Annotated in this window: 17 protein-coding genes; 16 read left to right on the forward strand and 1 reads right to left on the reverse strand. The window is 68.1% G+C overall.

All coding sequences use genetic code 11. The features are described 5' to 3' along the window. The first annotated feature begins 7 nt into the window (after positions 1 to 7). Entirely contained in the window at positions 8 to 919 is a 912-nt protein-coding gene (locus G8760_RS16590; RefSeq protein ID WP_166353122.1) for a serine hydrolase, read from the forward strand. Between the two features lie 68 nt (positions 920 to 987). Next, positions 988 to 2,424: a GuaB1 family IMP dehydrogenase-related protein gene (locus G8760_RS16595; RefSeq protein WP_166353334.1), complete on the forward strand. Its 1,437-nt coding sequence runs from the start codon at positions 988 to 990 to the stop codon at positions 2,422 to 2,424. A gap of 275 nt (positions 2,425 to 2,699) precedes the next feature. Here G8760_RS16595 and G8760_RS31145 read toward each other — a convergent pair whose 3' ends face one another. Further along, a complete protein-coding gene (locus G8760_RS31145; RefSeq protein WP_207782434.1) occupies positions 2,700 to 2,912 on the reverse strand; it encodes a hypothetical protein in 213 nt (70 codons plus the stop codon). Between the two features lie 36 nt (positions 2,913 to 2,948). Here G8760_RS31145 and G8760_RS16600 point away from each other — a divergent pair, with 36 nt between their 5' ends. The 14 genes from G8760_RS16600 (at position 2,949) to G8760_RS16665 (ending at position 19,535) form a co-directional block, all read left to right on the forward strand. Further along, the gene (locus G8760_RS16600) at positions 2,949 to 4,901 is read left to right on the forward strand and encodes a heavy metal translocating P-type ATPase (RefSeq protein ID WP_207782435.1); all 1,953 of its coding nucleotides are present in this window, start codon (positions 2,949 to 2,951) and stop codon (positions 4,899 to 4,901) included. A gap of 304 nt (positions 4,902 to 5,205) precedes the next feature. After that, complete coding sequence (locus G8760_RS16605; RefSeq protein WP_207782450.1) at positions 5,206 to 7,791, forward strand: valine--tRNA ligase; 2,586 nt, start codon at positions 5,206 to 5,208, stop codon at positions 7,789 to 7,791. A gap of 333 nt (positions 7,792 to 8,124) precedes the next feature. Beyond that, positions 8,125 to 9,507, forward strand: coding sequence for a bifunctional folylpolyglutamate synthase/dihydrofolate synthase (locus tag G8760_RS16610; protein WP_166353129.1), 1,383 nt, complete (start codon positions 8,125 to 8,127; stop codon positions 9,505 to 9,507). Positions 9,508 to 9,514: 7 nt separating this feature from the next. Next, positions 9,515 to 9,880 (forward strand): DUF4233 domain-containing protein, encoded by a 366-nt coding sequence (locus G8760_RS16615; protein ID WP_166353131.1) that lies wholly within the window; start codon positions 9,515 to 9,517, stop codon positions 9,878 to 9,880. Positions 9,881 to 10,181: 301 nt separating this feature from the next. Further along, positions 10,182 to 10,913: an SAF domain-containing protein gene (locus tag G8760_RS16620; protein ID WP_166353133.1), complete on the forward strand. Its 732-nt coding sequence runs from the start codon at positions 10,182 to 10,184 to the stop codon at positions 10,911 to 10,913. 5 nt (positions 10,914 to 10,918) lie between these two features. Continuing rightward, positions 10,919 to 11,698, forward strand: coding sequence for a CpaE/TadZ family protein (locus G8760_RS16625; RefSeq protein WP_166353135.1), 780 nt, complete (start codon positions 10,919 to 10,921; stop codon positions 11,696 to 11,698). A gap of 23 nt (positions 11,699 to 11,721) precedes the next feature. Further along, positions 11,722 to 13,029, forward strand: coding sequence for an ATPase, T2SS/T4P/T4SS family (locus tag G8760_RS16630; RefSeq protein ID WP_166353336.1), 1,308 nt, complete (start codon positions 11,722 to 11,724; stop codon positions 13,027 to 13,029). Then, complete coding sequence (locus G8760_RS16635) at positions 13,017 to 13,889, forward strand: type II secretion system F family protein (protein WP_166353137.1); 873 nt, start codon at positions 13,017 to 13,019, stop codon at positions 13,887 to 13,889. The genes G8760_RS16630 and G8760_RS16635 overlap by 13 nt, the downstream gene beginning before the upstream one ends. Beyond that, positions 13,886 to 14,809, forward strand: coding sequence for a type II secretion system F family protein (locus G8760_RS16640; RefSeq protein ID WP_166353139.1), 924 nt, complete (start codon positions 13,886 to 13,888; stop codon positions 14,807 to 14,809). The genes G8760_RS16635 and G8760_RS16640 overlap by 4 nt, the downstream gene beginning before the upstream one ends. Positions 14,810 to 14,879: 70 nt before the next feature. Beyond that, entirely contained in the window at positions 14,880 to 15,158 is a 279-nt protein-coding gene (locus G8760_RS16645; protein WP_207782437.1) for a hypothetical protein, read from the forward strand. An 8-nt stretch (positions 15,159 to 15,166) separates the two neighbouring features. Next, positions 15,167 to 15,562 (forward strand): TadE/TadG family type IV pilus assembly protein, encoded by a 396-nt coding sequence (locus G8760_RS16650; protein ID WP_166353141.1) that lies wholly within the window; start codon positions 15,167 to 15,169, stop codon positions 15,560 to 15,562. Positions 15,563 to 15,574: 12 nt separating this feature from the next. Next, the gene (locus G8760_RS16655) at positions 15,575 to 15,997 is read left to right on the forward strand and encodes a TadE family protein (RefSeq protein WP_207782438.1); all 423 of its coding nucleotides are present in this window, start codon (positions 15,575 to 15,577) and stop codon (positions 15,995 to 15,997) included. After that, positions 15,994 to 16,458 carry a TadE/TadG family type IV pilus assembly protein gene (locus G8760_RS16660; protein WP_166353145.1) on the forward strand — a complete coding sequence of 155 codons (465 nt, stop codon included), beginning with the start codon at positions 15,994 to 15,996 and terminating at the stop codon, positions 16,456 to 16,458. Before G8760_RS16655 ends, G8760_RS16660 begins: the two co-directional genes overlap by 4 nt. Beyond that, positions 16,455 to 19,535 (forward strand): AfsR/SARP family transcriptional regulator, encoded by a 3,081-nt coding sequence (locus G8760_RS16665; protein ID WP_166353147.1) that lies wholly within the window; start codon positions 16,455 to 16,457, stop codon positions 19,533 to 19,535. The genes G8760_RS16660 and G8760_RS16665 overlap by 4 nt, the downstream gene beginning before the upstream one ends. Positions 19,536 to 19,554: the final 19 nt, after the last annotated feature.

Genomic DNA, 19,554 nt, shown 5'->3' on the forward strand with positions numbered 1-19,554 from the left:
GCAGCCCATGAGCGTCCACACCGACCCCGGTGTCACCACCCGCCTGGAGAACACCTTCGCCGACGCCGGAGTCACCGGGTATCTGCATGCGGTCGACATCGACAGCGGTGCCGAGGTGGGGCTCGCACCGGACACGCCGGTGGTCACCGCGAGCGTTTTCAAGATCTACATTCTGCTCGAACTGTGCTGCCGCAGCGCCGAGGGTTCGCTCGGGCTGACCGACCGGATTCGTATCCCGGCCGGGGACCGCTCGCTCGGCCCCACCGGGCTCTCGGTCATGCTCGACGACACCGAGCTGTCCCTGCGCGACGCCGCGTACCTGATGATGAGCGTGAGCGACAACCACGCCACCGACGTCCTCATGGACTTCTTGGGTGTGCAGGCGATCAACGACCGGCTGCGCACGCTGGGACTGGAGCAGACGGTCGCCATGTACAGCTGTGACGCCCTCTTCCGCACGATGGCCGAAGACCTCACGGGTAGCGACGACGTCGGCCAGCTGCTGAGTATGCTGTCGGACGTACCGGACGAGAAGCTGCTCGGCCTGCGCGCGCTCGACCCCGAGCAGACGGACCGGTCCACCCCGCGGGAGACCACAGCCCTGCTCACCGAGCTGTGGCGGCCGCGGACGCTGCCCGAGGAAGCCTGTGCCGAAGCGCGGCGGATCATGGGGTTGCAGGTGTGGCCGCACCGGCTCACCTCCGGGTTTCCTGACGACACGATCACGGTGAGCGGCAAGACCGGAACCCTGTCCCACGTCCGCAACGAGGTCGGCGTCGTCGAGTATCCCGATGGTGGCCGGTACGCCGTGGCCGTCTACCTGCGGCTGCCTGGGCGCGAGTTCCGCAATCCGGTCGCCGACGCCGTCATCGGCCGGGCCGCACGGTTGGCCGTCGATCATCTGCGCGGCGAGGCGTGACACGACGCTAACGGTGGAGCCGGTGGTTGGAACGTACCCTGGGAGTTGTCGTCGACCAGGGGGTACGTATGAGGTTTCTGCACGACCGCGTTCCGGAACACGATCTGACCTACAGCGATGTCTACATGGTGCCGCGCCGTTCCAGCGTGGCCTCACGGCTGGACGTCGACCTCGGAACGGTCGACGGTAGTGGCACCACCATCCCGGTGATCGCGTCGAACATGACAGCGGTGTCCGGGCGCCGGATGGCCGAGACGATCGCCCGGTGCGGTGGGCTCGCGGTCATCCCGCAGGACATCCCGGTCGACGTGGTCACCGACGTCATCAGCTGGGTCAAGCAGCGACACGTCGTCTATGACACGCCGCTGCGGATCAGCCCGGCGGGCACCGTCGGCGAGGTGTTGAACCTGCTGCCCAAGCGGGCGCACGGCGCGGTTGTCGTGGTCGACGACGGGCGGGCCGTCGGGGTGATCACGGAGGCCGATTGCGACGGCGTCGACCGCTTCACCCAGGTGCGAGGGGTGATGTCGAGCGACCTGCTGGCGCTGCCGGACGGCATCGGTGTGGAGGAGGCGTACAACCGCCTACACGGTGGTGGACACCGGCTGGCGCCCGTCGTCGACGACGATGGCCGGATCGTCGGGGTATTGACCCGTCAGCGGGCGTTGCGGGCCAGCCTGTACACCCCCGCCGTCGACCCCCGGAACCGGCTGCGGGTCGCCGCGGCGCTCGGTATCAGCGGTGACGTCACCACCAAGGCGAAAGCGCTGCTGGAAGCCGGGGTCGACGTGTTGGTCATCGACACCGCCCACGGACATCAGGAACGCATGCTGGAGGTGTTGCGTGCGGTGCGCCAGCTTGATCCGGGTGTCCCAGTGGCCGCCGGCAATGTCACGACCGCCGAGGGTGTCTCCGACCTGGTGGACGCTGGCGCCGACATCGTCAAGGTAGGAGTCGGGCCGGGCGCCATGTGTACGACGAGGATGATGACGGGGGTGGGGCGGCCCCAGTTCTCGTCGGTGTTGGAGTGCGCCGAACGGGCGCGTGCCCTCGGCAAGCACGTGTGGGCCGACGGCGGTGTCCGCCATCCGCGCGACGTCGCGCTGGCGCTGGCCGCCGGAGCGTCGAACGTCATGATCGGCTCGTGGTTCGCGGGTACGTACGAGTCTCCGGGCGACGCCCAGCGTGACCACGACGGCGGGCTGTACAAAGAGAGCTTCGGGATGGCGTCGGCCCGTGCGGTTCAGGCCCGCACCGCCGACGACACCCCATTCGAGCGGGCCCGGAAGGGGTTGTTCGGCGAGGGTATCTCCCGCGCCCGGATGTACCTGGATCCGGAGCGGCCCAGCGTGGAAGATCTGCTGGACGACATCGTCGCCGGCGTGCGCAGCGCGTGCGCCTACGCCGGCGCGGACACGTTGGAGGCGTTTCACGAGCAGGCCGTCGTCGGGGTGCAGACCGCGGCCGGGTACACCGAGGGGATGCCGGTTCCCACCAGCTGGTGACCCGATTTCGCTTCGGTGGTGGAAACATGCCGCCCAGGCATTGAGCGCGGGCCTATCCGGACTACGTCTGCGTGACCGACAGTTCGCCGACCGTCGACGCCGGACGCTGAAGGATGGTGCGCTGAGCGCCTCCACAAAGGGCACATAACGGGCACGCAGGCCAGCGCTCAGCGCACCAAGCCCTGGCGCTCGGCGCACCACAAAGCGCCCCCGGGCCGCCGCCGCCCGCTGAAAAGTCTTGTTGGGCCAGGAATTAATCGGCATCCCGGTTGTTACTAGGTACCCGTAGGGGGTATAAATAGCGACGGGAGGTTCCAATGGCAGAGCACGTGCACGGTGAACGCCACCATGGTGAGCACGGTGGTCACACCCAGACCCACGCGGGCCACGAGCACCACGGCGACCACGCGGGTCACGGCGACCACGCGGGTCACGGCGACCACGCGGGTCACGGCGGCCACGCGGGTCACGGCGGCCACGCGGGTCACGGCGGTCACGATAAACACGCCGGGCACAGCCCCGCCATGTTCCGGGACCGGTTCTGGCTATCGCTGCTCCTCTCCATCCCCGTGGTGCTGACCAGCCATATGATCATGGACTGGTTCGGCTACTCCTTGCACTTCACCGGGGTGGAATGGGTTGGGCCGATACTCGGCACCGTCATCTTCGTTTACGGCGGCCACCCGTTCCTGGTTGGTGCGTGGCATGAGATCCGCGCGCGTCAGCCCGGGATGATGTTGCTGATCGGGATGGCCATCACGGTCGCCTTCGTCGCCAGTTGGACCGCCAGCCTCGACCTGTTCGACGTCGAGGTCTGGTGGGAGCTGTCGCTGCTGATCGTCATCATGTTGCTCGGGCACTGGATGGAGATGCGCGCCATCGGCCAGGCCCAGGGTGCGCTCGCGGCACTGGCTGAACTCCTGCCGGACGAAGCCGACCGGGTCACCAGCAGCGGCGACATAGAGACGGTCAAGATCGCCGACCTAGCCGTGGGTGACGTGGTGCTGGTCCGCCCGGGCGCCCGGGTGCCTGCCGACGGCACCATCGTGCAGGGAACGGCCGAGCTGGACGAATCAATGATCACGGGCGAGTCGAACCCGGTGTCCAGGACTGAAGGTGACCGCGTGGTTGCGGCCAGCGTGGCCGCGGACGGGTCGGTTCGAGTCCGGGTGGATGCGCTGGGTGATGACACCACACTCGCCGGCATCCAGCGTCTCGTGGCGGAGGCGCAGGAGTCGAAGTCGCGCAGCCAGGTACTGGCCGACCGCGCCGCGGCGTTGCTGTTCTACGTCGCGGTGGCGGCGGCAGCCATCACCGTGACGGTGTGGGCGTTGCTCGGCCAGGCGGATACCGCGATCACCCAGTCGGTGACGGTGCTGATCATCGCCTGCCCACATGCACTAGGCCTGGCGATCCCGCTGGTGACGTCGATCTCCACGTCGAAATCGGCGCGTAATGGGATCCTCGTCAAGGACCGGCTGGCACTTGAGCGTACCCGCAAGGTGGACGCTGTTCTGTTCGACAAGACCGGCACGCTGACCAAGGGCGAGCACGCCGTCACCGGGGTGTCCGCCGTGGACGGGAACGACGACGCCTTGCTGGCGTTGGCGGCAAGTGTCGAGGCGGACAGTGAGCACCCGCTGGCCCGGGCGATCGTCAGCGCGGCGCGGGAACGTGAACTAGCGGTGCCGAGGGCGACGAACTTCCGGTCCATGACCGGACGTGGCGTGCAGGCCGACGTGGACGGTACGACGGTGGCCGTGGGTGGCCCGGCGTTGCTGCGGCAGCTCGAGCTGACCACACCGGACGAGCTGGGCGCGACCATCTCACAGTGGCAGCAGCGTGGTGCCGCTGTGCTCCACGCGATCAGGGACGGGGCCGTCATCGGCAGCCTGGCGCTTGAGGACCAGGTCCGTGCGGAATCCCGGGCCGCGGTCGATCAGTTACACAAGCTTGGAGTCCGGGTCGCCATGATCACCGGTGATGCTCAGCAGGTCGCCGACGCTGTCGCTGCTGATCTCGGAATCGACGAGGTCTTCGCCGAGGTGCTGCCGGAGGACAAGGACTCCGCCGTCACCGACCTACAGAAGCGTGGATACACGGTGGCGATGGTCGGTGACGGGGTCAACGACGCCCCGGCGCTGGCCAGGGCCGACGTCGGGATCGCTATCGGTGCGGGTACGGATGTGGCGATGGAGTCCGCTGGGATCGTCCTTGCGTCGGACGACCCGCGCGGCGTTGTCGCCGTCCGGCGGTTGTCCGCGGCCAGTTACCGCAAGATGCTGCAGAACTTGTGGTGGGCAGCGGGGTACAACCTGGCCGCCATCCCGCTGGCCGCAGGGGTACTGGCCTGGGCCGGATTTCTGCTCCCGATGGCGCTGGGTGCGGTGTTGATGAGCCTGTCCACCATCGTCGTCGCCGCCAACGCCCAGTTGCTGCGCCGGGTCGACCTCCGCCCGGAGCCGGTGTCGTCGTAACACCCCTCGGTGATCGTTGCCGGATTTCAGCCCCCACGCCGGGTGATCGTTGCCGGGATTGGGTCGCTATCGCGACACGAAACCGGCAACGATCACCAGCCTTGGGGGCTGAAATCCGGCAACGATCACGGGGTGTGGGGGTGCTGGACCGACCTAGGAGGCGTAGTGCCGTGCAGAGTGCACTCGGAAGTCCGTAGACTCTAGCGCCGTGACTGATCCCACTCACCTCACCACTGCCGACGGCGTCGACGCGGCGCCGGACACCGCCCAACAGAGCAGCGCCGAAGACACCCAGGGCGCCGCCTTGCCCACGGTCTTCGACCCCTCGGCGGTAGAGGCGCCCGTCTACGAGCGGTGGGTGGAACGCGGCTACTTCGAGGCGGACGACTCCAGCGACAAACCGCCCTTCTGCATCGTCATCCCGCCGCCCAATGTCACCGGCAGCCTGCACTTGGGCCACGCGTTCGAGCACACCCTCATCGACGCGCTGGTCCGCCGGCGCCGCATGCAGGGTTACGAAGCGCTCTGGATGCCGGGCATGGATCACGCCGGTATCGCCACTCAGAACGTCGTCGAACGCGAACTGGCCCGGGAGGGTGTGTCCCGCCACGACCTCGGCCGCGACGAGTTCGTCGCCAGGGTCTGGGACTGGAAAGACAAGTCCGGCGGGATGATCCTCGGCCAGATGCGCCGGCTCGGAGACGGCGTCGCGTGGAGCCGTGAGCGGTTCACCATGGACGACGGACTCTCCCGCGCCGTCCAGACGATCTTCAAACGCTTGTACGACGACGAGCTGATCTACCGCGCCGAGCGCATCATCAACTGGTGTGTGCGCTGCCAGACCGCGCTGTCGGACATCGAGGTCGAGCACATCGACAGCGACGGCGAACTGATCTCCATCCGGTATGGCGACGAGGTCGTCGTCGCCACGACCCGGGCGGAGACCATGCTCGGTGACACCGCCGTCGCGGTTCACCCGGACGACGAGCGGTACAAACACCTCATCGGCACCGAGGTGGAGCTGCCGCTGACCGGCCGGAAGATTCCGATCGTCGCCGACGCCCATGTCGACCCGGCGTTCGGTACCGGCATGGTGAAGGTGACCCCGGCACACGACCCCAACGACTTCGAGATCGGCCGCCGACACGACCTCCCGAACCTGACGATCATGGACGAGCAGGGCGTCATCACCGCTCCCGGGCCGTTCGAGGGCCTCGACCGGTTCGAGGCCCGTCCAGCCATCGTGGCCGCGCTGCGCGAGCAGGGTCGTATCGTCGCCGAGAAGCGGCCGTACTCCCACGCGGTGGGGCATTGCTCGCGGTGCAACACCGTGGTGGAGCCGAGGCTGTCGTTGCAGTGGTGGGTGCGGGTGGCCCCGCTGGCCAAGGCCGCCGGCGACGCGGTGCGCGATGGTCGGGTCGCCATCCACCCGAAGAGCATGGAGACACGCTGGTTCGGCTGGGTGGACGACATGCATGACTGGTGTATCTCCCGCCAGCTCTGGTGGGGACACCGGATCCCGGTCTGGTACGGACCGGACGGCGAGGTGGTCTGCGTCGGCCCCGACGACGAACCGCCCAGCGGCGAAGGATGGCGGCAGGACGACGACGTTCTGGACACGTGGTTCTCCTCGGCGCTGTGGCCGTTCTCGACCCTGGGCTGGCCGGACGAGACCCCGGCGATGGCGAAGTTCTATCCGAACCAGGTCCTCGTCACCGGCTACGACATCCTGTTCTTCTGGGTCGCCCGGATGATGATGTTCGGCCTGTACGCCAACGCGGACAACGGTCCGGAGCAGGCGATCCCCTTCTCGACGATCGCGCTGCACGGCATGGTCCGGGACGAACACGGCAAGAAGATGTCCAAGTCGTTCGGCAACGCCGTCGACCCGCTGGAGTGGATGGACGCCTACGGTTCGGACGCGCTGCGCTTCACCTTGGCCCGGGGCGCCAACCCGGGGGTCGACGTGCCCATCGGGGAGTCGTGGGTGCAGGCGTCGCGTAACTTCTGCAACAAGTTGTGGAACGCGACCCGGTTCGCGCTGCTCAGTGGTGCTCGCCTGGGTGAGTTGCCGCCCGCGGAAGAGTTGTCCGAGGTCGATCGGTGGATCCTGTCGCGCCTGCACACGACCCTTGCCGACGTCGACGCTTACTACGAGGACTACCAGTTCTCGAAAGCGTGCGAGGCGTTGTATCACTTCGCCTGGGACGAGTTCTGCGATTGGTACGTGGAGCTGGCCAAGACCCCCTTGTCGGCGGATGGCCCGGATGCCGAGCGCACCCGTCTCGTGCTCGGGCACGTGCTCGACGTCCTGCTGCGGGCGCTGCATCCGGTGACCCCGTTCGTCACCGAGGTGTTGTGGACCACGCTCACCGGGGCCGAATCCGCCGTGATCGCGGAGTGGCCGCAGGCCGAGCGGCGCCACGTCGATCCGGCCGCGGAGGCCGCCGTCACCGAGTTGCAGCGGCTGGTCACCGAGTTGCGCCGGTTCCGCAGCGACCAGGGCCTCAAACCCGGCCAGCGGGTGGCCGGCCGGCTCAGCGGTGCCACCGGGGTTTTGGTTCGGCATGAGACGGAGATCCGGACGTTGACGCGGCTCAACGTCGCAGGGGAGGGCTTCACCGATACGGCGTCGATCACCGTCGGTGAGGTGACCGTCGATCTCGACCTCTCGGGCGCCGTCGACGTCGAGGCGGAGCGGCGGCGGCTGAGCAAAGACCTGGCCGCCGAACGCAAAGCCCTCGACCAGGCGATCCGCAAACTGGACAACGAGCAGTTCCTCGCGAAGGCACCGGAGGCTGAGGTGGACAAGGTTCGTGCCCGGCGGGCTGCCGCCGAGACCGAGATCGCCCGCCTGGAGACCCAACTCGAGCGGCTCGCCGCCCGCTGACGCAACCCTCGCGGCCACAAGGAGGCCTGCTGCCCCCAGGCGTGCGGCACAAGGAGGCTTGTTGTTGCTATGGCGACAACAAGGAGGCTTACTGCAGCTCGGCCGGGCACCACAAGGAGGCTTGCTGCCGGCTGTTGCTGGGTGTGGATCAGGTGGTGCTCGTCGTAGACCCCGATACGCCGGTTCGAGCAATCGGCCGTCCGAGGGGTGTGAGAGATTGGTGAGTTGTGAGCAACACGGACAACCAGTTCCTCGACGTCGGCCGGATCAGGCAGCGGGGTAACCCAGCGCGCTCGGGTCGTTCGGCGGTTGGAATCGCACCGGGATCGTGTGATGGCTGACCACAACAGAACAGGTCACGACGCCGGGCCAGGCGGTGGCTCTGGACCGGAGTCTGGTTTCCACGCCGCTCAGGCGGAGCTGCGTACCCGGTGGCCGGAAACGAAGCTGGAACCGACGCTGGATCGTATCCGCGACCTCACGGATGTCCTGGGCGGTCCGCAGCACGTGTTCTCCGCCATCCACATCGCCGGGACCAACGGCAAGACGTCGGTGGCCCGGATGGTGGATGAACTGCTACGTGAGCTGAACCTGCGCACGGGCCGGTTTACGAGTCCGCACCTCCAGTCGGTGACGGAGCGGATCGTGCTGGACGGCGAACCGATCACCGAGGACCGCTTCGCCGAGTTGTATGCGGAGGTGCGTCCTTATCTGGAGATCGTCGACGCCCGCCACGACATCCGGCTTTCGTTCTTCGAGACGCTCGTCGCGATGGCGTATGCCGGGTTCGCCGACGCGCCGGTCGAGGTGGCCGTGGTGGAGACCGGCATGGGAGGCGCCTGGGATGCCACCAATGTCGTCGACGGCTCGGTCGCGGTGGTGACGCCGATAGCACTGGATCACGTCGAGTATCTCGGCGACGACCTCGAGGGGATCGCCGCTGAGAAGGCGGGGATCATCAAACCGGGCGCGTTCGCCGTTCTCGGTGCCCAGCCGGCGCCGGTTGCGGAGGTCTTGTTGGCCAAGGTGGCCGAGGTGGGCGCGACGGTCGCCCGGGCGGGCGTGGAGTTCGGGGTACGTCACCGCGAGATGGGCGTGGGCGGGCAGATGGTCCAACTCCAGGGGCTCACCGGCGGATACGACGACGTGTTCGTGCCGTTGCATGGCGCACATCAAGCGGACAACGCCGCGCTCGCGTTGGCTGCGGTGGAGGCGTTCGTCGGTGGTGGCCGTGAGGCGTTGGACCCCGAAGCCGTCCGGGCGGCGTTCTCGCGGGTGAGTTCGCCGGGCCGGCTGGAGGCATTGCGGCGTGGGCCGGTGGTGCTGGTCGACGCGGCTCACAACCCGGCCGGCGCCGCGGCTCTAGCGGCCGCGCTCGACGAGGAGTTCGCCGCGACGCGGCTGATAGCGGTGGTAGCGGTGATGGCGGAGAAAGACGTCGAGGGCATCCTGGCCGCCCTGGAGCCGGTGGTGCAGGCGATCGTCGTCACCCGGAACTCCTCACCGCGGTGTTTGCCACCCGACGACGTCGTGCCGATGGCCGTTGATGTCTTCGGTGACGAACGAGTGCATCAGATGGAATCTCTACCGGATGCCATCGAGTTCGGGTTGACCTTGGCGGAGCGAGATGCCGACATCGGCGGGCACGGGGTGGTGATCACTGGCTCGGTGGTGACCGCTGGTGACGCTCGGACGTTGTTCGGAGCGGAGGGGTGACGGGCCGGTGAATCGGATCGCGTCGAGCATCCTTACCTTCGAGGTGATCGTGGTCGCCTTGGTGGTGCCGGTCGCCGTGAACCTCGGAGGTGTCAACACCACGTTCGGGGTGGTGTCCGCGGGAGTTGTAGCGGCGTTGTGCATTCTTGGTGCGGCGACGGTGCGCCGGGGACGGGTCGGCTACGTGATCGGCTCCGCCGCGCAAGTCGGAGCCGTCGGGATGGGGTTCGTTATCCCGATGATGTTCATCCTCGGGAGTATTTTCGCGGCGATGTGGGTGGTGTTGTTGCGGATAGGCCCAGAGGTGGAACGGCGAGGCGCTGAGCGAGTGGAGGGGCCGGGTGACGGAGGAGGTCGGGCTCGGAGTGAGTGAGGGGCCGAGCGTGACGGTGGGGTGTGGAACGGCGAGGCGCTGAGCGAGTGGAGGGGCCGGGTGACGGAGGAGGTCGGGCTCGGAGTGAGTGAGGGGCTGAGCGTGACGGTGGGGTGTGGAACGGCGAGGCGCTGAGTGAGTGAGGGGCCGAGCGTGATGTACGAGGCCGTACCTGCGCCAATTTGAGCCGGTCGCGAGTTGTTTGCGTGACCTGTCCCGGTTATTTGTGCAACATCGTCATTGACCAGCTATTCTCTTCCAGTCGATCGGCCCTACCTGAAATGGCAGAGTATCCGTATCAATGGCAGCACCAACAACTCAGACCAGTGACACGGTGACCGACCGCAAACGCGAGCGTGAGCAGCGTGGTGTGCGCGGCACTAAAGCCGTTGGAGCCACGGATCGATTGCCGTCGCCTCCGCGGCAGCGCCGGCCGGCGCTTGCCGCGCTCGCGGTGCTGCTCATCGTGGGTGGAGCTACTATCGCCGCTGTCCTCGCGATGCGAGCCGATGAGCGTACGCCAGTGCTGATGCTTCAGCATCCGGTGGAGGCGGGGCAGCTCATCACCGAGCAGCACCTCACCACTGCGCCGGTGGCGGCGCAGGACACCCTTTTGATCCCATCGTCGCAGTTGGACCGGGTCGTGGGGCAGTACGCCTCGGTGCGGTTGCGGGAGGGCCAGTTGCTCGATACGACGATGCTCGGTGGCAGCGGCATGCTGACCGACGGCTTCGCTGCCGTGGGTGCGGCGTTGGCGGTGGGGCACTTCCCGGCCAGCGGGTTGCAGCCGGGCGACGTCGTGGATCTGGTCGCGGTCCGTTCGGATGGCAGCGGTGAGGTGATCTCCGAGGACGTCCGGGTCAGTTCGGTTACTGGGGCGGGTTCCGGGAGTGAGCCTGTCGGCGGTGGGGGCCTGGCGGCGACGTTCATCGTGCCGAGCGACCAGCGGGCGGCGGTGGCCGGAGCGGCGGCGAGCAACATGTTGGCCGCGGTGCTGATCGAACGGGGCGGCGCGATCGGCGGAGAGGACTGACAGACGTGCTCATCGCCTTCGCCTCGGCCAAGGGCGCGCCCGGTGTCACGACCACGGTGAACGTGTTGGGTGATGTGTGGCCGTCCGACGTTCTGGTGGCCGATTTCGATCCGGCCGGTGGCGACTTCGCGCTGCGGCATCGAAACCCGGATGGCGATCCGCTGGAGCCGGAGCGTGGGCTGCTGTCGCTGGCCGCGGCTGCCCGGCGGGGGGTCGCCCAGAGCGAGCTCGGCGATCACGTGCAGCGTATCGACGGTGGACTGGACGTGGTGGCTGGCGTATCGCGGCCCGAGCAGGTGGCCGGCATCGGCGCGGCCTGGCCGGCGCTGGCGCACAGTCTGCGCGCCGCCGGTGGCGACACTCTCGTGGACTGCGGGCGGGTAACACCTGGGACACCGGTTATGCCGGTGTTGGCGGCGGCGGATGCGTTGGTTTTCGTGACGAGGCCTTCGGTCGAGGGGTACGCCCATCTCCGGGAGCGGCTGCACTGGCTGGTGGAGCCGCTGCGGATCGGCGAGTTGGGGAGCACGCCGGTGGGGGTGGTGGTGGTCGCGGCAGCGTCTGACACCTCGGCGGCCAGGGATTTGGATCGGCTGTTGCAGTACGCGGGGTTGAAGGTTTCGGTGTTGGGTCGCATCGCCGACGATCCGAAAGCGGTGCGTGCCCTACACGGGCAGGCCAACCGTCGGCTCGAGCGCACTTTGCTGGTCCGGTCCGCCCGCGAGGTGGCCGACGCGGTGCGTTCGCTGGCGACGAGCCGTTCGGGTAGCTCGGTGAAGAGGTGACAGCCGTCATGGAGCAGAACGGCATGGACCAGGGTTTGGTTCGGCGGCTTCGTGAGGAGGTCGCCGATACGCTGGCGCGCCAGCGGCGGGACGACGCGGCCAACGGGGTCGCACCCATGACGGCGGAGGACGAGCGGCAGTTCGCCCGGGCCGTCATTGGTCGGGTGCTTGACAGCTATGCGCGATCGGAGATCGCCGCTGGGCGGACCCCGCCGAGCGCGGACGAAGAAGAGGAGATTTCCTCCGGCATCCATGCCGCCCTGTTCGGGGTGGGGCGGTTGCAGCCGTTGTTGGACGATCCCGAGGTCGAGAACGTCGACATCAACGGTTGCGACAACGTCTTCGTGCAGTATGCCGACGGCCGTGAGGTGGTGGCGGCACCGGTCGCGGAGACCGACGACGAGCTGGTGGAGCTGGTGCAGATTCTCGGCGCCTACTCCGGTCTGGCCAGCCGCCCGTTCGACTCCGCGAACCCGCAGCTCGATCTCCGGTTGCCCGATGGCAGCCGGCTCTCGGCGGTGATGGACGTGTGCGCGCGGCCGGCGATCTCGATCCGGCGGTCGCGGCTGGCCCGGGTTCATCTCGACGATCTTCTGACGTATGGCACGGTGACCGACGAGTTGGCCGCGTTCCTGTCGGCGGCGGTGGCTGCCCGCAAGAACATCATGATCGCCGGCGCGACGAACGCCGGCAAGACGACGCTACTGCGGGCCCTGGCCAACGAGATCCCGGCCGCCGAGCGGCTGATCACGGTCGAGCGGGCGCTCGAACTGGGCCTGGGTGAGTTCGCCGACCTGCACCCCAACGTGGTGGCCTTCGAGGAGCGGTTGCCGAACTCCGAGGGTATGGGCGCCATCACCATGGCCGAGTTGGTCCGCCGGAGTCTGCGTATGAACCCAAGCCGGGTGATCGTCGGTGAGGTGTTGGGTGACGAGATCGTCACCATGCTCAACGCTATGAGTCAGGGCAACGACGGTTCGTTGTCGACGATTCACGCCAACAGTTCGATCGAGGTGTTCAACCGGATTTCGACGTACGCGATCCAGTCGGTCGAGCGGCTGCCAGTGGATGCGACGATGATGCTGATCGCCGGTGCCATCGACTTCGTCGTCTTCGTAGAGAAACGTAACGACTACGCCAGTGGCGGGCGGTTGCGCCGGTTCGTGTCCAGCGTGCGCGAGATCAACGGGGTGGACGGCCGGATCCTGTCGAGTGAGGTCTTCGCCAGCGGTCCGGAGGGTGTGGCCGTTTCCGCGGCGCCGATTTCCTGCCTCGACGATCTCGTCGCCGTGGGCTATCAGCCGGGAATGGCGGTTCAATGGAGCGCCTGACCCCCACGTTCCTGTTGGTCATCGTGTTGGGCGCGGTGGTCGGCGGGGGTGTGTTGTTGCTCGTCGTGGCTCTGCGCGGCACTGAGCCGCGGGCCCCGGGCCCTGCCCGGAAGGGTTCTCTGCTGGAGCGGCTGGGCCGTCAGACGTTGCTGGGGTTGGGTACCGCTGTGGCGGTGCTGGCGGTGACGCGGTGGCCCGTCGCGGCCATCGGTGCCGGCATTCTCGTGTCGGTCTGGCCGATGCTGTTCGGTGGTGCGAAGGTGGAACGTGAGGCGATCGCGCGCCTGGACGGGCTGGCGTCGTGGACGGAGTCGTTGCGGGACACCATCGCTGGTGCTGTGGGACTCGAGCAGGCCATCCCGGCGACGGTCTACGCAGCGTCGCCGTCGATCCAACCGCAGTTGCGACTGCTCGCCGACCGGTTGCGGATCAGGGTGCCGATGCCGGAGGCGCTGCAACGTTTCGCCGACGATCTCGACGATCCGAGTGCCGACCTCGTGGTTGCTTCGTTGATCCTCAACTCTCGGCTGCGTGGGCCAGGTCTGCGGCAGGTGTTGACGTCGTTGGCCGACTCGGCTCGGGCGGAGTTGGACATGCGGCAGCGGGTGTTCGCCGGCCGGGCCAGTACCCGCCGGTCGGTGCAGATCGTTGTGCTGGTGAGTCTCGTGTTCATGATCGGCTTATCGGTGGTCAACCGGGATTACGTCGAGCCCTACTCCGACCCCATCGGGCAGGTGGTTTTGGCGGTTGTCGGCGTGCTCTTCGCCGGTGGGTTCATGTGGATGAAGCGGCTGTCCAACGTTGAGGTGCCGGACCGGTTCCTGGTGTCGGCGCACACCGGTGGGGAGGGCCGACCATGACGATGATCATCATCGCCGGGGCGCTGGTCGGCCTGGGCCTGCTGCTCCTCGGCATGATCATTTTTCAGCCGAAATCGAGTCCAGCGGTCACCTTGGCGCAACTCGACCTGCGGCGCGGCCGCGCCCGGCAGGAACGCATCACCGCCGCTACCTTCGACCCCAGTCAGGTGCGCGAGTCTCAATCGCTGCGCCACCTCGGTGGGCGCATGCGGTCGTCGTTGGAAGGCTCCGGCGTTGATCTGGCGGCGTTGCGCAGCGACGTGTCGTTGTTGGGCCGGACGGTTGAAGGGCACCTGGCGGTCAGCGTGTTGGCCGCCCTGGGTGGGTTCCTGGCCCCGATCGTCTTCGACGTTCTGCTCATCGTTCTGGGGGTGGGTTTTTCCCTCCCGATGTCCTTCGTACTCGGTATTCTGTTCGCCTTGGTCGGCGCGGTGATCCCGACGCTGAGCGTGCGTTCGAAGGCGGCCGAGCGACGCCGCGACTTCCGGCACGTCGTCGGTTCGTTCCTCGATCTCGTAGCTATGAACCTGGCTGGCGGGCGTGGTGTGCCGGAAGCCTTGACGATGGCGGCGAGCCTGAGTGAGGGCTGGGCAATGACCCGCATTCGTGACACTCTGTTGACGGCACGATTGCACGGTGTGACGCCCTGGGCAGCGTTGGGTGAACTCGGCGACGAGGTCCGGATCGAGGAATTGCGCGATCTCGCGTCGGCCCTGGCCCTCGTGGCCGAGGACGGTGCGAAGGTGCGGGAATCACTCGCGGCGCGGGCGAGTTCGTTGCGGCGGCGAGAGTTGGCCGAGGTCGAAGGGAAGGCAGGTGAGCGCTCACAGTCGATGCTGGTCGCACAGCTGTTGTTGTGTCTCGGCTTCCTTGTCTTCCTTCTGTACCCGGCGCTCGTCGGCGTATTGGAGGGGGCGTGAGAGGAACTGACGGCGGATTTTTCGGATGGGACCGACCGGAAGAGTGTCCGGCGGCCGGTCCCGTTGGCACATGTGCACCAACCTGGAAAGCGAGCAGGAGACCACGCTGATGAATGCCTATTTCGCACCGTCCACCCCCCAAGGAACACTGCTGCTGTTCCTGCGTGCCCGGCTGGATCGGGCCCGCCGCCGGCCCGAGCGCGGCGCGTCGGCCATGGAGTTCGTGATCATCACCGCCGTGTTGGTCGCACTCGCGGCGGCCGTGGGCCTCATCATCTACAACCTCGTCACCGATAAGGCCGATGAGATCAACATCCCGGACACCCCGGGTGGTGGCGGAAACCTCTGATCGCCGCCATGATCGCCCGCGTCCGTTCGCAACGCGGCGCCAGCGCGATCGAGCTGGTGCTGTACACACCGATCATGTTCTTCGTGATCTTCTTGATCATCCAGTTCGCCCTGCACTACCACGGCCAGCAGGTAGCGCATGCCGCGGCACGGGAGGGGGCCCGCATCGCGCGCACGACGTTCGACGCCGATCCGGGGCTCCAGCAGGCCCAGGCGCGCGCGGCGTCCTACGCCGGTCAGGTGGGTGGCAACCAGCTGACGGACATAAAGGTCACGGCAGGGCAGAGCGGGGACACGGTATGGGTGCAGGTGTGCGGGCGGCCCAAGGAGATCATCAAGAACGTCACGCCCCGGGTTTGCCGGTCGGTCGAAGGACCGGTCGAACGGTTCCGGCCGGACGTGTAGGTGACTATGAGGGTGATCGTCACACCGCGTGCGCAACGCCACTCCGAGCGCGGCTCGATGGCTGTCGAGCTGGTCCTCTTGGTGCCCATCCTGGTGGCGGTGATGCTGCTGGTGATTGGTGCCGGGCGGTACATCGACCGGCAGGGTGACGTGGAGGCGGCCGTGCGCGAGGCGGCCCGGGCGGCTTCGTACGAGAGGGACTACGGTGCGGCCCAAGCGGCCGCGCAGCAGGCCGCTACGGCCGCGCTGCCCGGCGGGGTCAGCTGCCAGCCGATCAGTTTGGCTGGCAGTGAGTTCTGGGCCGGGGGTATGGTCCGAGCTCAACTGAGTTGTCAGGTCGACCTGTCCGAGTTAGGTTTCAGCGGGCTACCAGGCAGCATCCAGATCACGAGGGAAAGCGCCGCACCCCTCGACCAGTGGAGGCGGACGTCATGACCGCGCGGCACACCGTCCGGAGTGCGGCTCGTAGCGAGCGAGGCGCCATCAGTGCGCTGGTGATTCTGCTCATCGTGATGTTGTTCGCGGTGGCCGGTCTCATCTACGACGGTGGGCGCGCCATCAACGCCCGGCAGCAGACCTACGACGACGTCGAGCAGGCGGCTCGAGCCGGGGCGAACCAGATCGACGAAGACCTGTTCCGCCGCAGCGGGGTGGTCCAGATCATGCCCGGAGCCGCTGCTGACGCGGCACGGTCGTACCTGCTCGGGTTGAACCAGAACCGGGCCGCGCCGTACGACCCGGCCCGCATCGCCATCACCGCGACGGCCACCGAGGTGACGGTGCGGGCCGAACGGACCGTGCCGACGGGCCTGTTGCAGCTGGTCTTCGTCAACAGCTTCGATGTCGCCGGCGAGGCGACGTCGCAGCCGGAGATAGGAATTGGAGCAGGGTTGTGAGCCAGTATGGGCAGCCACCGCCGCCACCTCCGCCGCACCTGCCGGCGGGGGTGCCCGCTGCGGTGCCGGCACCGCAGCTGCCGGTCGGGCACGAGCCACGCGAGATCGGGCCACAGCGGTTCCAACGTGGGGACGACTCCGGGCCACCGCGGCGTAGCCTGATGCAGGCGTTGGTCGCCGGCTTCGCGTTGCTGGTTCTCGTGGTGGGCGTGCCGGTGGGTTTGCTGGCGCTGGCCGGTGCACCACCGGTGCCGACGTCGTGGCCGACGAGGGACGACCTCACCTCCACCATCGGCGCCGACCAGTTGATCGGCGTGTTGTTGTGGATCGTCTGGCTGGCGTGGCTTCAGTTCGCCATCTGTGTTCTGGTGGAGTTGCGCAGCGCGGTGCGCGGAATCGGGTTGCCGAGCCGGGTGCCGATGGCCGGCGCCTCGCAGCGCTTGGCGCGGGTCCTGGTCGGTTCGGTGCTGTTGGCGGCGACCGCGGTCGGGCAGGCCAGCGCCGCGGTGCCGGCCACGCCCGCGGACGCGCCGGCGACGGTTGGTATGTCCGTGTCCAGCCTGGCTGACACCGACGGGACGGCCGCGGTCAGCGTGGAGGCCGCGGAGCAGACCTCGAAACCGGCGCCGGCACCAGAGGTGGCCAGCGGCGATGCCATCTACCGCCTCGGCGACATGGTGCTGGACGCCGACGAGGGCGCGGAACTGCTGGGGCACAAGGTGTACGTGGTGCGCCCACCTGAGGGCCGCTATCACGACAACCTGTGGGATATCGCCGAACGGACGCTGGGCGACGGCCGACGTTATCAGGAGATCTTCGAGCTCAACCGGGGCCGTGTCCAGCCGGACGGCCATGAACTGTCGCTGGCGCGGTTGATCTATCCGAACTGGCTGCTCATTCTGCCCGACGACGCCGCCGGGGCGGAGTCCGTCACGGTGGAAGCGGCCGAGAGTGTGGTAGCCGACGAGTCCGCCGGCACGGGTGCCGGGCAAGATGCGTCGGGCCAGGACACCAATGCGGCCGGCGATTCCCTGGCCGACGGTGAGACGGTAGCTGGCGGCACCGAGCGTGACGTCGTCGGCGGCGAGCAGACGCATGCGGACACTGGTACGTCCGACCAGGGCATCAGCGGCGGCAGCCGAGAAATCTCGGAGTCCAGGTCCGCGGGTGCCGCCGATGCGGGCGGCGATGGTTCGATCCTGACCAGTCCGTACCGGGATCTTGTTATGGCCGGCCTGCTGGCGGCGGGTCTGCTGGGTGTCATCGAAACCGTTCGTCGTCGCCGTCGTACGCCGGAGCCGGGTGACGACGAAGTCGAGGCTGAGGTGGCGCTGCGGGTCGGCGCCGACCCGGGCCGGGCGAGATGGCTGGACCATGCCCTGCGTTCGCTGGCCGCATCCTGCCGCGACGCCGGTCTAGCCCTGCCCGGGATGTACGCGGCGGTGGTCGACGACGCGACGGTGGAGCTGGTTCTAGCCCCCGCGCGGACCGACGCGCCCGAGCCGTGGGAGGTCCACGAGGACGGTCGTCGCTGGATCCTGCGCCGCGAGAGTGTTGTCGGCGCGGACGCCACCGCACCGGCAGACGTGCTCGCACCCTTCCCCGGACTCGTGTCCGTCGGCCGCGATGGCGACCGCGACGTGTTGATCGACCTAGAGGCCGCCGGCGGGCCGATCAGCGTCGTCGGTGATCCGACGGTGGCCTTCGAGGTGGTCACCGCTATCGCCGTTGAGCTCGCCACCAACCAGTGGTCGGATCACCTTCGGGTGACGGCCGAAGGACTGCCGGATGAGCTGAGTGTGTTCGACCCCAGTCGGTTGCGTCTGGTCACCGACGTCGACGCGGTCCTACCGGAGCTGGCGGCCCGCCGTGTCGATGGCTTGGGCCCGGATGTCTTGACCGGGCGGCTACGTCCGGGTGGTGGCGGGGCGTGGATGCCGGAGTATCTTGTGCTCGGCACCCAGCCCGGAGCCGGATTGGCCGGCCAGCTGCGGGCGCTGACCGGCGCGGCGAGCCGTTCGCCGTTGGGGGTTGTGTACAACGGTGACGTGGCCGGTGCCCGCTGGCGTCTGTCCGTGGACTCGTCGGGCACCCTCGAGATTCCCGCGCTTGGGTTGAGCGTGCGGGCCAACCAGCTCTCCTGGCGCAGCATCGAGGCGATCGCCGGGCTCGTCGAGCCTGAGCGCGGCGGCGGCGATGGACCCGACGGGCCGGTTCTACACGAGGCCTGGCTGCCGGAGGTGCGCCCGGCGGTGCCGCAGCCGCCGATCCTGTTGGACGTCGCGCATCTGGCGACGGCGCCGGTGCGAGTGTTCGTGCTCGGGCCGGTGGAGGTCCAGACGGGCAACGAGATCGACGACGAACGGCGGGCATTGGCCACCGAGATGGTCGTGTACCTGGCGTTGCATCCGGACGGGGTACATCCCACGGTGCTGGCGGCGGCGTTGTGGCCGCGTGGAGTGACGGCCGCCGTGCGGGAAGCGGCGTTCGGGCGGGTCCGCGACTGGCTCGGAACCGACCCGGACGGCTCGCCGTATCTTCTGCTGACCGAGGACGGCAAACTCCGGCTCAGCTCCGACGTCGTCCTCGACTGGGACGTCGTGTGTGGGCTGCTGCAGCGGGCCCGCGAGGCGGGTTCGGTCAAGGAAGAGATCGACCTGCTCCGGCAGGCGCTTCGGGTTGCCCGCGGACCGGTATTGGCCGAACGGCCGCCGGGGCGCTACGCCTGGATCGCGCGGGCCAGGCTGGAGCGGGTGGCATCGGACGTGCTGGTCGATGCCGCGCACCGGCTGTCGATGCTCAGCGGTGACGGCGGCGACCCGGCGACATCGGCCGCCGCGGCCCGGGCCGGGCTCCGGGTTCGCCCGGGGGAGCAGCTCTTGTGGCGCGATCTTCTCCATGCGCAACAGGCCGGAGGAGACGCGGCCGGCGTGATCGGCGCGGCGGAGGAGATGTCGGCAATGTTGACCGGGTTGGGCATCGGCGAGTTGGAGCCGGAGACGGCCGCGCTCGTGGATGAGTTGCTGCCGGGCGGGGACGGTAGCCGCTCCGGTCATCATCGGCGTGATCTTGCCTGAGGGCCTGTTCCTGAACCCC

Origin of the sequence: Phytoactinopolyspora limicola, assembly GCF_011320225.1 — a bacterium.
Taxonomy (GTDB): domain Bacteria; phylum Actinomycetota; class Actinomycetes; order Jiangellales; family Jiangellaceae; genus Phytoactinopolyspora; species Phytoactinopolyspora limicola.

What these genes read in the sequence shown, in the direction of transcription:
- G8760_RS16635 (WP_166353137.1), top strand. Translation starts at nt 13,017, where the DNA reads ATGGAGCGCCTGACCCCCACGTTCCTGTTGGTCATCGTGTTGGGCGCG.
- G8760_RS16620 (WP_166353133.1), top strand. Translation starts at nt 10,182, where the DNA reads ATGGCAGCACCAACAACTCAGACCAGTGACACGGTGACCGACCGCAAA.
- G8760_RS16600 (WP_207782435.1), top strand. Translation starts at nt 2,949, where the DNA reads ATGTTCCGGGACCGGTTCTGGCTATCGCTGCTCCTCTCCATCCCCGTG.
- G8760_RS16595 (WP_166353334.1), top strand. Translation starts at nt 988, where the DNA reads ATGAGGTTTCTGCACGACCGCGTTCCGGAACACGATCTGACCTACAGC.
- G8760_RS16660 (WP_166353145.1), top strand. Translation starts at nt 15,994, where the DNA reads ATGACCGCGCGGCACACCGTCCGGAGTGCGGCTCGTAGCGAGCGAGGC.
- G8760_RS16640 (WP_166353139.1), top strand. Translation starts at nt 13,886, where the DNA reads ATGACGATGATCATCATCGCCGGGGCGCTGGTCGGCCTGGGCCTGCTG.
- G8760_RS16630 (WP_166353336.1), top strand. Translation starts at nt 11,722, where the DNA reads ATGGACCAGGGTTTGGTTCGGCGGCTTCGTGAGGAGGTCGCCGATACG.
- G8760_RS16590 (WP_166353122.1), top strand. Translation starts at nt 8, where the DNA reads ATGAGCGTCCACACCGACCCCGGTGTCACCACCCGCCTGGAGAACACC.
- G8760_RS16650 (WP_166353141.1), top strand. Translation starts at nt 15,167, where the DNA reads ATGATCGCCCGCGTCCGTTCGCAACGCGGCGCCAGCGCGATCGAGCTG.
- G8760_RS16610 (WP_166353129.1), top strand. Translation starts at nt 8,125, where the DNA reads ATGGCTGACCACAACAGAACAGGTCACGACGCCGGGCCAGGCGGTGGC.
- G8760_RS16645 (WP_207782437.1), top strand. Translation starts at nt 14,880, where the DNA reads ATGTGCACCAACCTGGAAAGCGAGCAGGAGACCACGCTGATGAATGCC.